This is a genomic window from Verrucosispora sp. SN26_14.1, from assembly GCF_004307965.1.
Classification (GTDB): domain Bacteria; phylum Actinomycetota; class Actinomycetes; order Mycobacteriales; family Micromonosporaceae; genus Micromonospora.
Genome location: NZ_SISL01000105.1, coordinates 1 through 15,589, shown reverse-complemented (window position 1 = coordinate 15,589; position 15,589 = coordinate 1). Strand labels below are relative to the sequence as shown.

At 72.5% G+C, this 15,589-nt stretch carries 10 protein-coding genes and 1 rRNA gene; 7 read left to right on the top strand and 4 right to left on the bottom strand.

Annotated features, from left to right (window positions below; all coding sequences use genetic code 11):
• The first annotated feature begins 9 nt into the window (after positions 1-9).
• Both rrf and EYA84_RS12540 read left to right on the top strand, forming a co-directional pair.
• Positions 10-126, top strand: a 5S ribosomal RNA gene (gene rrf, locus EYA84_RS12545).
• 171 nt (positions 127-297) lie between these two features.
• Positions 298-501 carry a hypothetical protein gene (locus tag EYA84_RS12540; protein ID WP_131053217.1) on the top strand — a complete coding sequence of 68 codons (204 nt, stop codon included), beginning with the start codon at positions 298-300 and terminating at the stop codon, positions 499-501.
• An 84-nt stretch (positions 502-585) separates the two neighbouring features.
• On the opposite strand, the gene EYA84_RS12535 is transcribed toward EYA84_RS12540, so the two are convergent.
• Positions 586-2,400, bottom strand: coding sequence for a VanW family protein (locus EYA84_RS12535; RefSeq protein WP_131053216.1), 1,815 nt, complete (start codon positions 2,398-2,400; stop codon positions 586-588).
• A 145-nt stretch (positions 2,401-2,545) separates the two neighbouring features.
• The gene (locus EYA84_RS12530; protein ID WP_201272377.1) at positions 2,546-3,793 is read right to left on the bottom strand and encodes a polysaccharide biosynthesis protein; all 1,248 of its coding nucleotides are present in this window, start codon (positions 3,791-3,793) and stop codon (positions 2,546-2,548) included.
• Between the two features lie 161 nt (positions 3,794-3,954).
• Here EYA84_RS12530 and EYA84_RS12525 point away from each other — a divergent pair, with 161 nt between their 5' ends.
• A complete protein-coding gene (locus tag EYA84_RS12525) occupies positions 3,955-4,710 on the top strand; it encodes an FkbM family methyltransferase (RefSeq protein ID WP_131053215.1) in 756 nt (251 codons plus the stop codon).
• A gap of 45 nt (positions 4,711-4,755) precedes the next feature.
• On the opposite strand, the gene EYA84_RS12520 is transcribed toward EYA84_RS12525, so the two are convergent.
• Positions 4,756-6,666 (bottom strand): hypothetical protein, encoded by a 1,911-nt coding sequence (locus EYA84_RS12520; protein ID WP_131053214.1) that lies wholly within the window; start codon positions 6,664-6,666, stop codon positions 4,756-4,758.
• A gap of 139 nt (positions 6,667-6,805) precedes the next feature.
• On the opposite strand from EYA84_RS12520, the gene EYA84_RS12515 reads away from it, so the two are divergent.
• Together EYA84_RS12515 and EYA84_RS32460 are read left to right on the top strand one after the other, a co-directional pair.
• Complete coding sequence (locus EYA84_RS12515) at positions 6,806-8,524, top strand: hypothetical protein (RefSeq protein ID WP_131053213.1); 1,719 nt, start codon at positions 6,806-6,808, stop codon at positions 8,522-8,524.
• On the top strand, positions 8,521-8,682 hold the full coding sequence (locus EYA84_RS32460; RefSeq protein WP_161594961.1) for a hypothetical protein: 162 nt from the start codon (positions 8,521-8,523) through the stop codon (positions 8,680-8,682). The genes EYA84_RS12515 and EYA84_RS32460 overlap by 4 nt, the downstream gene beginning before the upstream one ends.
• 60 nt (positions 8,683-8,742) lie before the next feature.
• On the opposite strand, the gene EYA84_RS12510 is transcribed toward EYA84_RS32460, so the two are convergent.
• Positions 8,743-9,903, bottom strand: a complete 1,161-nt coding sequence (locus tag EYA84_RS12510; RefSeq protein ID WP_236145730.1) for a glycosyltransferase family 4 protein — start codon at positions 9,901-9,903, stop codon at positions 8,743-8,745.
• 246 nt (positions 9,904-10,149) lie between these two features.
• On the opposite strand from EYA84_RS12510, the gene EYA84_RS12505 reads away from it, so the two are divergent.
• Together EYA84_RS12505 and EYA84_RS12500 are read left to right on the top strand one after the other, a co-directional pair.
• Positions 10,150-11,817 (top strand): substrate-binding and VWA domain-containing protein, encoded by a 1,668-nt coding sequence (locus tag EYA84_RS12505; protein ID WP_131053211.1) that lies wholly within the window; start codon positions 10,150-10,152, stop codon positions 11,815-11,817.
• A partial coding sequence (locus EYA84_RS12500) for an alpha-(1->3)-arabinofuranosyltransferase (RefSeq protein WP_236145729.1) occupies positions 11,814-15,589 on the top strand: 3,776 nt, incomplete at its 3' end. The genes EYA84_RS12505 and EYA84_RS12500, both read left to right, overlap by 4 nt.

Sequence of the window (15,589 nt, the reverse complement as noted above, 5' to 3'; positions counted from 1 at the left end):
TGATAAGGTTACGGCGGTCATGGCGGAGGGGAAACGCCCGGTTACATTCCGAACCCGGAAGCTAAGCCCTCCAGCGCCGATGGTACTGCACCCGGGAGGGTGTGGGAGAGTAGGACACCGCCGGACATCTTCTCGATTTAGGGCCACCCCCACGGGGGTGGCCCTAAACGCATTTGTGGGCCGACCGCTACAGCCCGACCGCTACAAGCCCGACCGCTACAGCCCGACCGTGGCAGCCTGAACCGGGGCAGCGCGGCGGTGATTCATGAGGGGTCCGTCGTTACCTAGACTTGCCGGATGAGGCAGGCGATGAAGGATCTGACCCTCTCCGAACACTCCCATTGGTTCGGCTTGGGCCCTCTGGCGTTCGCCGTCCTGGCGGGCATCCGCGCCTTGGTGGCCGACGAGCCCTTCGCCCGCTGGGCATGGACCAGCATCGCCGTCCTCATGCTGATCCTCTGTGCCGTCTACGTCATCTGGGCGAAGAAGAAGCGCTCCTGAGCCCTGTTAGGAAGGGTCCCCTGCTATGCACGAGGCGTTAGCAGGGGACCCTTCCTTACACGCGGGCGTGGTGGAGAGTGGACGTCAGGTGCCTGGCTCCTTGGCGCAGATGAAACGCGGCTCGGCACTGTACGTCCAGGTGAACTTCTCCCGCTTGACGACCTTGCCGTCCTTCTTGATGACGCGGAAGGCGTCCTGGGTGAAGCCCTGGCTGCCGCTGGCGGGGATGCAGGTCGGGCCCGGCTCCAGGTAGACGGTCTTGGACGACGTGATGTTGCGTCGCGGGCTGTACTCGGTCTTGACGCTGTCCCAGATCTTCGTGCTCCAGATCGACACGGTGAGCGAACTGCCCGTGTACGAGGTGTCGATCAGAACGCCGTGATCGGTGTTGTTGCGGAACTTGAAGTCGAGGTTGGGCCAGAAGATGGTCGACTCGATGACCGAGGGGTAGCGACTGAAGTAGTACGAGTGCGGCTTGTGCTCGACGTCTTCGAGACCGGCGTAGTACGTGGCGTTGAACAGCGTGGTGGTGAACTGCGAGGTGCCACCACCGACGCCCGGCACCAGCTTGCCGTCCATGATGACCGGCGCGTCGCGGTAGCCCTGGGCGTACCCGCGCTCACCGGTGTGCCCGTTGAGCGAGAACGTCTCGCCCGGCAGCACCACGGTGCCGTCCACCTTCTTGGCGATCGTCACGATGTTCTGGCTGCGTGCCGAGGAGAGGCCGCCGGTGAAGTGGGTGGTGAAGGAGGAGACCTTCTCCTTGATGCCGAGGCCGCCCAGTTTCTCCGCGGTGAGCTTCGGCTTCTTCTCCGTGAGCTTCGCCGAGATCGTGCGGTCCTCGGTGCGGGGCAGGACGGCCATCAGGTCGTCGCCGAGGCTGCTGGTGTCCACCTGCTGGCCCGCGCGTCCCTCGACGACCTTCGGCTTGCCGCCGGAGATGGTCATCGTGGCGTCCCTGGGTGCCACCTCGACCTCGTTCAGCCGGTTCCCCAGGGCCGCCCGCAGCCGCTTCATGTCGATGCCGGCAGTGAGCTTGCCGCTCTTGTCGGCCTTGAAACGGAGGCCCTTCGCGATGGCCGACGTCGGGATGTTCACCGAACCACGGTCGGTGGTCAGCTTCACCGGCGCGGCGACCGCCGGCTCGGCCAGCTCGCGTACCAGGCGGTCCACCTCCTCGGCCGAGGTGGCCGGGTGGTTCTCCACCAACGGCACCGTCACCGGCTGACCGCTCAACCAGCCCGCCTTGACCACGTCGGCGGAGTGCTCCGGGTCGACCGCGAGGCTCGGTTTGGGGTGACGCACCTTCGGCTTCGTGCCGGTGAACGTGATCGCCGGCATGGTCATCTTGCGGCCCTGGTCGCCGACGAGCTTCTCCAACTCGGCTTCCAACTTCGGCACGTCGACGGAGACCACCGGGTCGACCTGCCGTGAGCCGACCAGCCGGTCCACCGCGTGTGCGTCGGTGGCCGCCGCAGCCGCCACCGTGGCGTCCACGTCGACGGTGAGCCCCACCTCGGCCGGGTTGATCTCGGCGGTCCGCTCGCCGATGCGTACCTGGATCGGGGCGGCGAGTTCGGCGGCGCGACGGTCCAGCTGCGCCCGCAGTTCACGGGCCGCGTCGGTCCGGCTCCGACCACCGAGCTCGGTGCCCATCACGCTGGTGCCCCGAGGCACGTCACCGGCGTACGCCCAGACGGTGACCGCGCCCACCGAGGCGAGCACGGCGGTGGCCACCCCGGAGGCGAGGAGCAGGCGGAACCGGCGCGGCCGGCCCGGTGTGCCCGGCTGGGCAGGGCTCGCCTCGGGCTCCGACCGCGCGTTCGGCCAGTCGACCGCGGTCACTTCCACGGTGGGCCGATCGTCGGCGGGGGGCTTCTTCTCGCCGTACAACGTCACAGCAACCTCTTCGGGGAACTACCGCAGGGGGATGGGACCCACCCGGAAGACAACTACGGTAACCAACGGTGCGGCCGACGGGGAGTCCGAGTGACCCGTCAGTCGTCCAGGGAGGCCGTCCAGCAGGTCGAGGCGGTCGTCACGGTCACTCCTGGTGATCGCTCATTCCCTTCCGGGTCAACGGGCCGCGACGGAAGACGAGCCAGCCCATCACCAGCGCGGTCCCGGCTGCGGTGGCCAGGGCGCAGGACAACACGCCGGTGACGGTGCGTGGCGCGATCAGGGTGGCTGCCACGGCCAGCACGGCCGACGCCACCCACAACGGGAGGGCCGGCCACCGGGCGACGGTCGCCACCCGATCGTTGACGAGCATGAACACCACCGCGTAGAGGGCTCCGGTGGCGGCGAACAACGGCGCGAGCCCGGCCAGGTGCCGGTAGTCGGCGCCGCCGGCGAGCTGGAACGCCGTCTCTCCGCCGATGGCGGCGGCCGCGACCAGGACCGCGCCGCAGGCCAGGATCAGTCCCAACGCCACCACGCGGGCCCGGCGGTCGTGCCGGGCCAACCGGGGCAGCACCAGCAGCGTGACCACCTGGGGTGCCCAGAGCGCACCCTTGGTGAGGACCGCGCCGACCGCGTACGCGCCGGAGTCGGCCGCCGGTAGCAGCTGGCGGGCGAGGAGAAGGTCGGCGTACGAGATGGTGAGCATCGCCAGCGTCGCGACGCAGGCGGTCGTCACCTGGCGTCCACCGAGTCTCCCGGAACCGGTGACGCCTGCGGGAGCCGACGGAGGCGTCACGCCGAGGGACGGTGCGGCGAGGCGGGCCAGGACCGGGATGGCGAGCAGGCCGGTGAGCGTACCCAGCAGCAGGCAGACCACCGGTCCCCGACCTGCCAGGAGGCCGACGACCAGTCCGCCGTAGCGGCCGGCGGCGAGTACGGTCATCGCGGCGGCGAGCCGCAGGAACCGCTGGTCCCCCTGGAGTTCGCCGAGCCAGCGGCCGCTGAGCACGGTGGCGAACGTGGTCGCCGCGAGCAGCAGGGACAGCGTCACCGGCAGTCGCAGGACCACGGAGAGCACGGGTGCGGCAGCGAGCGTGGCCGCCGCCGTGTACGTGGCGGTACGCAGAGCCAACCCGGCCTCGCCACCACCGCCGAGGCGGGCCCGGTGCGCCGCCACCGCGATCTGCAGACCGAAACCGGGAACGGCGGCGATCGCCGCCAACGCGAGCACGGTGGCCAGGGCGCCCAGATCGGCCGCGCTCAGTCGGCGTGCCCCCAGCACGGGTACGACGTACGCCAGCGCATTGGTCGCCAGGGTGGCGACGGTGGCGGCGGCACCGGCCGCGCCGAAGCGTACCGTCGTGGCGTCCTTGCCCGTGGTCCGTGTCATGCCACTCCGCGTCGTGCCGGCGGGCCGGCGGACCCGTGCGGGTCCGGCCCCGGGCGGATCCGAGTCGGGGAGACGGCCCCGACCGGCAAGACCCTACCGGCCGGTAGCTGTCTCCGACAGACCCTGCCCCAGCGGCCGGTGAGCGTCTAGTGTGCTGCCCCATGGCGTCGACGAAGCTGTCACCGGCAGCGACCTCCGGTGTGGCGGCAATCCTCCCGCAACGGCTGCTCGCCGGGGCGATCCGCCGGGTCTACCCCCGGGTGGAACCGGAACTGGCACGGTTGGCCGACTTCGTGCCGGCCGGCGGCACCGCCGTAGACGTGGGCGCCTGGTACGGGCCGTGGACGGCGCGGCTGGTACGCCGTGCCGACCGGGTGGTCGCGGTGGAGCCGACCAGCGCCCTGGCCGGTCAGCTCCGGGTGGCGTTCCCGGCCGTGGAGGTGGTCGAGGCTGCCGTCTCCGACCACGAGGGCACCGCGACGCTCTATCTCCCCGAGGGCGGGGCGATCGTCGGTACCTCGTCGTTGGAGGACGAGACGCAGGGCCACCCGGTGTCCGTCCGGCGGATCACGCTCGACTCGCTCGGCCTCACCGACGTGCGGTTCGTCAAGATCGACATCGAGGGCCACGAACTGCCGGCGCTGCGGGGCGCGGCGGAGACCGTCCGGCGGGACCGTCCGGTGCTGCTGATCGAGGTCGAGGAGCGGATCCAACCGATGGAGCCGCTGGTCGACCTGCTGACCTCCTGGGGGTACCGGGGGTACGTGCTGCCCGACCGGCAGTGGATCCCGCTGGCCGACTTCGACCTCGGCGGGCACCAGCGCGAGTCCATCGCGCGGGTCGGCCAGAGCTTCGCCCGACGGGTCGTCTGGCCGCGTCCGCGTTACGTCAACTCGGTGCTGTTCCGTCCCGAGTGACCGAGGGTCGGGTCCGCCGGGTGGCGTACGGACCGGTGTCGAGGGCTACCCCTCCGGCTTGGGTGCCGGATCGCCGATCGCGATCTCGTTCGTGCAGAGCGTCAGGTCGGTGCCGGTCACCGTCAGCTCCACGCTGTCCCCGCCGCCCACGATCCGGAAGAAGCGCTGGTTCAGCCCCTTCCTGATCGGGAACACCGCCTCACCACTGCCCAGCCGCAGCGTGGCCGTGCCGTCGGCCGAGCTGAGGTAGCCGACGCGTACCACCCAGTGCCACGAGAAGCGCGGTTCGTTCAGCGGTATCCGGACCGTCTCGCCGCCGGCCACCAGGTGACCGCAGCCCTCGCGGGGGCCGGGCTGGATCGTGCTGCCCACGACCGTGGCCACCTTGACCCGGCCCAGCCCGTCGAGCACCGACGGGTGCTCGGCCTCGTCGACGTAGGTGGGACGGGCGCCGAGTGCGCGGAAGAAGCGGGACTGGAGGTTGTACGGCTCCGAGAGGCGCGGCACGACGTTGTCCGGGACCGGGGAGTCGAAGAAGACGGTGTCGGGCGGCGCGCTGGCCAACTCGATCCGCACCGTGTCGATGTACGACCGTCCGGACTTCGCCGCCCACTCGTCGCCGTACCGGGAGGTCGTCCAGGCGGTGCCCAGACCGGCGGCGACCAGGACCAGCGCGAGCCCGATGCCCACCGGCTCCCGGTAGCGCTCCGGCAGCGGACCGGACAGCCCGGGTGGCGGTGATCCGGCCGGTGCCGGCGTGACCGGCCCGGTGTCGGGCTGTGCGGTGTCGGCTGGCGCGGCGGCGGGCGACCGGGCCAGCCCGACCACGGCGACACCGAGACAGATCGCGGCGACCACGACCACGTCGCTGACGTACCGGGGAACACCGCCCGCCACGCCGCTGAAGGCCGACCCGAGCCGGGTGGCGGCCAGCATCGCGGCCACCATGACCAGGTACGCGACGAGCAGCAGCCAGGCCCGTCCGGCGCGCGGGCGAAGGCGGACCGTCGCCACGACCACGGCGACGACGACCACCCAGCTCATCCAGGTGCCGATCTCCGGCGGTGCGGTGACCGGTGCGCCGTCACCGGCACCGAGCCACTGCCACGGCCCGCCCACCAGACCCGGCACGACGGTCGAGTTGAGCATCTGGGTCAGGAACGAGAAGACCTCGTCGGGAGAGTCCGGCCGGCGCAGGGAGGACTCCGACCGGGTCAGGTACGCGGCCATGAAGACGAGCGAGAGCACCGTCAGCAGCAGCCATGACGGCCACCAGCGACGGATCGTGGTCCAGACGGTGCGCAGCGGGCCGCCGTCGGCGTAGAGGGCGGCGGTCAGCAGGAAGACCAGCGCCACGACCAGGATCGCCTTCTCGAAGAAGAAGAGCCCGAACAGGACGGAGAAGGCCAGGGCCACCAGGTGCCGGGGCCGCCGGGTCCGTACGTAGTCGACCTGTGCGCGGATCGCGAGCACCATGGCGATCTGCATCGGCAGCATGTTGACGCCGACCGCCCACCAGGACGTCGCCTCCAGGGTCAACGGGCTGAACAGCAGCAGTCCGAGCGGGAGGAGGATCAGCCACGACGGCTGGAGCAGGCGGCGCAGCAACTGGAGGAAGACGACGCCGAGGACGGCCTGACCGATCGCCATGAGCAGCACGTACGGCCAGTAGTGCAGGCCGACGTACTCGGTGACCAGCCAGACGATCAACCGCCCGCCGGGCATGAGGTGGTTGTTGTAGAGCGCGAACAGGTGCGCGACGGTCAGGTCGGACTCCGCAGCCTGGGTGATCAGCACGTAGTCGTCGGCGGCCAGGAAGCCGCGGAACGCCACGTGGGTACGCCAGAACACGCTGAGCGCGATCATGGCCAGCGCTGTCGCCCGGATCGGGTCGCCGCCCCACCGGCCGGCGGTCCGGTCGGGTGCCGCCGTCACGTCCGCCCCCGTCGATGTCATGGCGGGAAGGGTGTCACATCGGGCGTGCCGCCCCCCATCAGGCCAACGGATGGTTCGACGGCTGCGGCGGCACCGCGCCGCGTACAGTGGCCGCCACCAGCGCGGCCGATACCGCGCCCGGCTGTGATGGGGTCGACGGATGCGGGAACGGCTGGTGCCGCACGCGGTGGCGGCCTCCGTGGTGGCGGTGGTGCTCGCCCCGCTCGCCCTGCCCGGTTACGTGTTGCGGTACGACATGGTGTTCGTGCCTCGGCAGACACTGAGCTGGGAGCTGATCGCCCCGGCCACCGCGCTGCCCCGGGCCGTGCCGCAGGACGCGGTGGTGGCGCTGGCGGGGCAACTGGTCCCGGGATGGGTGCTGCAACGGCTGGTCCTGGTGGCGATCCTCTATCTGGCCGCGCTGGGTGCCGCGCGGCTCGTCCCCACCGGGCGGGTGGCCGTGCGGGCGGTGGCGGCACTCGGGTACGCCTGGACTCCCTTCCTGGCCGAGCGGCTGCTGATCGGCCAGTGGGGGTTGCTCGTCGCGTACGCGGTGCTGCCGTGGCTGCTGAGGGCGGCGATCGGAATCCGCGCGGGTGAGCGGTACGCCCTGCATCGGCTGCTGCTGTGCGTGGCGGCCTCGGCGATCACACCGACCGGCGGGCTGCTCGCGCTGGTCGTGTCGGCGGTGCTGCTGGTGGGGCGGTACCCGGGGGCGCTTCGGGCGGCGTCGACCGGGTTGGGCGTGGCGGTGCTGCTGAACGCGCCGTGGCTGGTGGCGGGTGTGGCCGGGGCGGGTGACGCGCGCTCCGATCCGGCCGGGGTCGCCGCCTTCGCGGCGCGGGGCGAGAACTGGGCCGGCCGGTGGGTGGCGCTCGCCGGCACGGGTGGCATCTGGAGCGCCGATGCCACCCCGGCCTCCCGGGCGAGCTGGCTGGTGCCCCTGGCCACGGTGCTGGTGCTGGCGGTCGCCGGGTACGGCGTACCGCTGCTGCGGCGTCGGTGGGCCGGACCGGTCGTCGTGCGTCTCGGTGTGCTCGCCGTGGGGTCGTGGCTGGTCGCGGCACTGGGCGTCCTGCCCGGCGGGGCGGCGCTGCTGAGCTGGTCGGTGGCGACGGTGCCCGGCGCCGGTCTGGTGCGGGACGGACAGAAACTGCTGGTGCCGTACGTCCTGGCGCTGGCCGTCGCCGTGGCGTTGGGTGCGGAGCGTGCCGCCGGGCGACTGACCGCCCGTTTCGACGCCGCCACCGGGCGGGTGTTCCTGGTCGGTGCGGCACTGCTGCCGGTGGCGGTCCTGCCCGACCTGGCGTTCGGCGCTGCCGGTCGACTTCGTCCGGTGAGTTGGCCGGCCGACTGGACGACGGTGAGCCGACTGGTCGCCGAGCGTCCGGGCGAGGTCGTATCGTTGCCGTTCCAGCAGTACCAGATCTACGCCTGGAACGACGGTCAGGTGGTGATCGATCCGGCACCCCGCTATCTCGCGGTGCCGGTGCTGATCGACGACACGCTGCGGGTGGGCCGCACCTCGGTCGCCGGTGAGGACGTGCGGGCGGCGCGGCTGCGCGAGGTCCTGACGGCCGGGCAGCCGGTGGTGTCGGCCAACCCTCGTTGGGTGCTGGTGCAACGGGCGGCCGGGCCGCCGCCGGACGCGGTCACGCTGGACGGCCTGCGCCTGCGGTACGCGGGGACCGAGCTGACCCTCTACGAGAATCCGTTGTGGACCGCCGCACCCGGACCGGCGCGGCCGGGGCCGGTCGGCCTGGCCCATCTGCTGGCCGCTACGGCGCTGCTGGCCGTCGGTCTTTCGGGCACTGCGCAATGGTGCTACCGCGTGGTAACGTCCCGGCACGCGAGTCCCGCGGAAGGAGAAGGTGGATGAAGAACCTGCCTGCGTTCATCGCCGTCGGGGTACTCGGAATCGTGCTCGGCATGCTCGGCAGCGTCGGTCTGACGAACGTGCTCAGCCCGTCCGCCAAGGAGGCCGCGAACTCCACGGTGAGCGAGCAGACCGAGGCGCCCCTCTACGGCACGCGCTGACCTGAGAAGTGACGACGGGGTGTCCGCATCTGCGGGCACCCCGGTCGCCGTGCCCGGACGTCAACCGGTGGCAGCGGTCGCCCGTGCCACCAGCTGTGCGAACCGCGCCCCGGTCGCGGCCCAGGTGAAACGGGCGGCGTGCGCCAGTGCGGCCTCGCCCATCGCCTTGCGTCGGACGTCGTCGCCGAGCAGGTCACGGACCACCGTGGTGAACTCCGCCTCGTCGTCCACCAGCAGGCCGGTCCGGGTGTCGACCATCGCCTCGGCGACGCCACCGGCGTAGCGGAACGCCACCGTCGGGGTGCTGCGCGCCGCGGCCTCCACGATGGTCAGGCCCCACCCCTCCTTGAGCGACGGGGTGAGGGCGATCCAGGCCGAGCAGAGCAGCCCGTGCTTCTCCTCCTCGCTGACGAATCCGGCGAACCGCACCTGGTCGGTGATGCCGAGCGACGCGCACAGCTCCCGCAACGGCTCCTCCCACCAGCCCTGCCCGGCCACCACCAGTTCGAGTTCGGGCAGTTCCCGGGCGAGCGCGGCGACGGTCCGCAGCGCGATCTCCACCCGCTTGTGCGGGACCAGGCGGCCGAGCACCAGGAGCGAGGGGTGCGGCGTACGCGGCCACGCCGGGCCGATCACCGGCGGCGTGCCGTTGGGAACCACGTCGATCCGCTCCGCGGCCACGCCGAGCGAAGTCAGTTCGGCCCGGCTGGCCTCGGAGACGGTGACGTAGCGGCAGCGCCGATAGAGCCGTACCGCCAGCCAGGACTCGATCCACCAGCCCAGCCGGGCCATCCACGGGCCGAACACCACCGGCCACTGCTCCCGGTGCACGTGGTGCACCAGCGCGACGACCGGCCGTCCTGCGTACAGCGGGGCGAAGAAGGGCACCCCGTTGCACACGTCGACGACCAGGTCCGGCCGGCCCAGTCGGCGACGGCTCAGCGGTCCCAGCCCGAACCGGCCGGCGATGCAGGTCAGCGCCGCGCGGAGGTAGACGGTCATCCGGGTGCCCCGGCGTAGCACGCGGACCCCCGAATCGGTGGTGCCGGCCGTCGCGGCGGCGTCGTGCGCGGCGCAGAGCAGAGTCACCCGGTGCCCCACGGCGACCAACTCGGCGGCGATGCGCTCGATGTAGACCTCCGACCCGCCGCCCTCCGGGTTGGTGGTGTCGCGCCAGTTGAGGAACAGGACGTGGCGGGAGGGGGTGCCGTTGGTGTCCACGCTGCTCCTACTGGTGAGTAACTGAGCACGATCGCGCCACCCTAGGACCGCCCGGCCCGAGTGCGCAATGGGCAGTTCCGGCCGTGACGGCCCATGACCGTCCATCGATCGGGGGTTTGCCGACGGACGCAAACCTTGGCAGGGTGTGCAGCGCAACCGCCCGCGATCGCCGAGTCCTTCGCTCGTGGTGGCGTTGTGACCTGCGTCGAAAGGTGGGCGCAGGGCTGACGAGGAGGTGAGGCCGCGATGGTGGCCGACCGTCCCGCGCCGACGCGGGCCCCGTTCCACCGCTCGCCGGTGGTGCTGCTCAGCGCCGCGCTGGCGGTGGTGCTGACCGGCTGGGCGGCGGTGGCCTACGTGCGTGCCGACCGGGGCACACCGACCTGCGTCGACCAGGTCCGGCTGCGCGTGGTGGCCGCTCCGCTGATCGCTCCCGCGCTCGACCGGGTCGCGCGGGTGCGAGCCGGCAGCCAGCCGTGCGTCTCCGTCGAGGTACGCACCTCCGAGTCGGCCGTCGTCGCCCGGGACCTCGCCGACGGCGTGGAGGTGGCCGAGGTCTGGGTACCCGAGTCGACCTTCTGGCTGCGACGGGCGCGGGCGGCGGGGGCGTTCGAGGTCGCCGGGCAGGGCACCTCCATCGCGAGCACCCCGGTGGTGCTCGCGGTGCCCGATCGACTGGCCCGCCGCTCGGGTTGGCCGGACGAGCGGTTGACCTGGGCGGCGCTGGTCGGGTCCACGGCACGTGACGTCGAGGTGGGTGTGCCGGACCCGGCGGTCGACCCGGCCGGGTCCGCCGCACTGCTCGGCGTACGGGTGCTGGCCGACGAGAACCGGGACTCGGCCGCGACCACGACGGCCACCCTGCGCGCACTCGCGAAGCGGACGTTCAGCCCGGACACGCCGGAGGGCTCGCTCACGCCGGGCCGACCGCTGCCCGGCGGGGCCGATGCCGTCGCCGTCACCGAGCAGGCCGTGCGGGAGCACAACGCGTTGGCCGGCACCGACAAGCTGGTCGCGGCATACCCGGAGATCGCCGTCCCCTGGCTCGACCTGCCGTACGTGGTGCTGCCCGCCACCCAGGGACGGGCGCGGGACGCCGCCGCCGGTTTCCTCACCGGTCTGCTCACCCCGGCCGCCCAGCAGGTGTTCACCGGTTACGGGTTCCGCACCTCGGCCGGTTTCCCGCCGGCCGTGCCGGACGACGGCCGGTTGCTGGGGCAGGAGCGGCGGCCGGTCCCGCTGCCGGCCGAGGACGTGGTCACCGAGGTGCTGACCGGTTGGAGCGGCGTGCAGCGCAGCGGCCGGATCCTCACCCTGCTGGACGTCTCCGGCTCGATGGCCGCGCAGGTGCCCGGTGAGGGCAGCCGGCTGGAGGCGACCGTCCGGGCCGCCGAGCAGGGGGCCGCGCTGCTCCTCGACAACAGCGAACTCGGCATCTGGACCTTCTCCACGAAGCTCGACGGCGACCGGGACTACCGGGAGATCCTGCCGGTGGGCCCGCTGGGTCCGCAGCGACGACTGCTCGCGGAACGGTTGGCCGCCGTCCGGGTCACGCCGCAGGGCGGGACCGGACTGTACGACAGCACGCTGGCCGCGTACCGGGACGCACGCCGCAACTGGACGCCCGGCCGGATCAACCTGGTGCTGGTGATGACCGACGGTCGCAACGAGGACGACGAGAGCATCAGCCGGGCGGCACTCCTCGCGGAGTTGGCGCGGTTGCAGGAACCCCGCCAGCCACTGCCGATCATCTTCATCGGACTCGGTGAGGACGTCGACCCGGCGGAGCTGACGGCGATCGCGGAGGCGACCGGGGGACGGGTGTTCGTGACCAGGCAGCACGGCGGGATACGCCGCATCTTCTTCTCCGCCCTGGCCGACCTGGGCTGCCAGCCCCCGGAGTGCCGCAGGTGAGCCGGCTGCTGTCGGCGCTGCGCCGCTCGCCCGGCACCGCGCTGTCGATGCTCCTGCTCACCGTGATCGCCTTCGTGCAGCGGCCCGGCCAGGTCACCTTCGACACCAAGCTCGACCTCGCCGCCAACCCGATCCACTTCATGGCCCGCGCGCTGCACCTGTGGAACCCGGAGGCCACCTCCGGGGAACTCCAGAACCAGGCGTACGGCTACCTCTTCCCGATGGGTCCGTTCTTCGCCGTCGGGCAACTGCTGTCGATTCCACCGTGGATCACCCAGCGGCTCTGGACGGCGCTACTGCTCGTCGCCGCGTTCTACGGGTTGCTGCGGCTGGCCCGCGCGTTGGGCATCGGCAGTGAACCGACCCGGTACGCGGCAGCGCTCGGATACGCGCTCGCCCCGCGCATCCTGACCGAAGTCGGTGCGCTCTCCTCGGAGACGCTCGCCGCCTCGATGCTGCCCTGGGTGCTGCTGCCGCTGGTCACCGTGCGCCGGATCGGCTCACCACGGCGGGCCGCCGCACTCTCCGCGCTGGCGGTGCTCGGGATGGGCGGGATCAACGCGGCCGTCGTGCTGCTGGCGCTGCTGCTCCCCGGCATGTGGTTGCTCACCCGCCGCTTCGACGCCGCGCATCGGCGCCTGGTCGCCTGGTGGTGCCTCAGCGTGGTCGGGGTCTGCCTGTGGTGGATCGTGCCGTTGCTGCTGCTCGGCCAGTACAGCCTCCCGTTCCTCGACCACATCGAGTCGTCCACCACGACCACGGCGGTCGCCTCGCTGTTCCAGGCGGTGCGCGGCACCAACCAGTGGGTGGCGTACATCGTGCAGGGCGAGCCCTGGTGGCCCGCCGGCTGGTTGCTGATCGACCATCCCGTGCTGATGACGCTGACCGCCGTGATGGCGTTGATCGGCCTGGCCGGGCTGGCCGGCAACCTGCTGCCCGAACGACGGTTCCTGGTGGCCGGCTTCCTGGCCGGACTGACCCTGCTCACCGTCGGTTACGTCGGCGCGCTCGACAGCCCGGTCTCCGAGCAGGTGCGCGGGCTGCTGGACGGTCCGCTGGCACCGTTCCGCAACGTCCACAAGCTCGACCCGGTGCTGCGGCTGCCGCTGATGCTCGGCTTCGCGCACGGTGTCGACGCGGTGGCCACCCGGCTGCACCACGCGCTCGTCCGACGCCGACCCGGGCTGCGGCTCCGGCCGCTGGTCCTCGTGCCGGTGCTGCTGCTCGTGCTCGGAGCCGCCGCACCCGCGTGGCTGGGCCTGCTGCGGCCCGGGCCCGGCTGGTCCGACCTGCCACCGCACTGGCGGTCGGCGGCGACCTGGCTCGCCGACCGCGACGCGCTGGCCCGGACTCTGGTGGTGCCGGGCACCAGCTTCGGGCAGTACCAGTGGGGACGCACCGTCGACGAGCCCCTGCAGGCGTTGGCCGGGGCACCATGGGCGGTACGCCACCAGGTGCCGCTCGGTTCGGCCGGGAACACCCGGATGATGGACACCGTCGAGGAGGCCCTGGCCAGCGGTCGGGGCTCGGCGGGGCTGGCCGACCTGCTCGCCCGCTCCGGTTTCCGGCACCTGCTGCTGCGCAACGACATCGACCGGCCCCAGGTCGACGCGCCACCGGTGGCGGTGTTGCGTCGGGCGCTGGCCGACTCGCCGGGCATCGTCCGGGTGGCGACCTTCGGCACCACCGACGTCCTGGCCCCCACCTGGAGCAGCCCGGTCGACGACCCGGCGGGCACCCTGCCGGCGGTCGAGGTGTACGAGGTGCAGCGACCGGTCCCCGCCGCCTCGGCGGTGCTCACCGCCGACGTGCCCACGGTCAGCGGGGGCCCCGAGTCGCTGCTGCCCCTGCTGGAGCAGCGGATGGTGGAACGGGACCGGCCGGTGGTGCTCGCCGGCGACCGGGAGCGGTATCCCGACGCCACCGGTGACTCCTGGATCGTCACGGACGGGTTGCGGCGTCGCGAGCGGGACATCGGCCGGGTCCGGGACAACCTCTCCCAGACGCTGGCCGCGAGCGAGCAGGGGCGGCTCGGTCGGGTCGCGCTCGACCTGCTGCCCTTTCCCGACGAGCGACACCAGACGACCGCCGTCTACCAGGGCGTACGCGAGGTCAGTGCCTCCTCGGCGGTGAGCTTCGTGGACTCCTTCGGCCCGGCCGACTCGTCGCGCCTGCCGTTCGCGGCACTGGACGGCGATCCCGGCACGGCCTGGCACTCGGCACCGCTGGGCGGCCCGGTCGGCCAGTGGCTCCAGGTGGACCTGGACACACCGCGTCCGGTGGACGGTGTGCGCCTGGCGTTCGTCAGCGACCTCGCGGTGGGCTGGCCGGTGACACGGTTCCGCCTCACCACCGACCGGGGCTCGGTGGACCACGAGGTGGCCCAGACCCTGGGCGCCCACTCGTACTACACCCTTCCCGGCTCGACCAGCCGCGTACGGGTGACGGTGTTGCAGGTGGCCGACGGTCGAGTCGACGGTGGTGTGGGCATCCGGGAGATGACCATCCCGGACACCGAGCCGACGCGTGGCCTGCGTGTGCCGACCGACCTGCCGGACACCACGTCCACGCCGGTCAGGTGGGCGTTCAGCCGTGGCGCGGCGCACCGGCCCGCGTGTCATCCGAGCCCGGTCGACGGTGCCGGGCCGGCGGTGGGAGACAGCGTGATCCGCTGCGACCGGTTCCTGGCCAGGGCCGGTGAGGAGCCGTCGGGTCTGGACCGGGTGTTCCGGAACCCGACGGCGGGCACCTACCGGATCCAGTTGCGGGCCGTGCCCCGGCCGGGCGGCGAGTGGACGATGCCGGAGAGCGAGCTGACCGCCACCTCCTCGTCGCAGCTCGGCGGGGACGCGGCGGTGGCGGCGTACGCGGCGGTCGACGGTGACCCGGGTACGGCCTGGCTCGCCGGTACCGACGACCTGCGTCCCACCCTGCGGCTGAGTTGGGCGGGGCAGCGCCGGATCGACGAGGTACGGCTGCGCGCCGCCGACCTGCCGGTGGGCTCGTTGCCGCGACGCGTCGAGATCCGCACGCCGCAGCGGGAGGTCACGGTGCCGGTCGACGCCGACGGTGTGGTCCGCTTCCCGGCGGTCCGCACCGACCGGATCGAGATCGTCGTGCTGGAGACCGAACACCGCCTGGCGGACGAGCGTGTCAACGGCTGGCCCGCCACCGCCGGCATCGCGGAGGTGGAGATCCCGGCCCTGACCGACCTGCTCACGCCGATGGCCGCCGACACCCAGGTGGTCGAGGGCTGCGGTGACGGGCCGATCGTCGAGATGGACGGCTTCCGCTACCGCACCTCGGTGACCGCCAACCTGGCCGACGTCCGGGCCGGGCGGCCGGTGCCGGTGCGGGTCTGCGGCGAGGACGGTGCGGTGCTGGACCTGCCCGCAGGCAGTCACCGGCTGGTGACCTCGCCGTCGGCCGGGTTCGTCGTGCAGGACGCGACGCTGCGGCCGGACGGCGACGTGGCCGCCGCGCCACGGCATCGGGAGGTCGAGGTGCGCGACTGGGCGCCGACCGACCGCACGGTCATGGTCGCGGCGGGCGAGCAGGCGCTGCTGGTGGTGCCGGAGAACGCGAACTCCGGCTGGACGGCCACGCTGGACGGCGAGCGGCTGACCACCACCCGCGTCGACGGGTGGCAACAGGCGTGGGTACTGCCGGCCGGCGCCGGCGGCGAGGTCCGACTCGTCTTCGCGCCCGACCAGCCGTACCGCGTCGGCTTGGGTGCGGGCGCGTTGACGGCGGCCGGGGTGCTGGTCCTGGC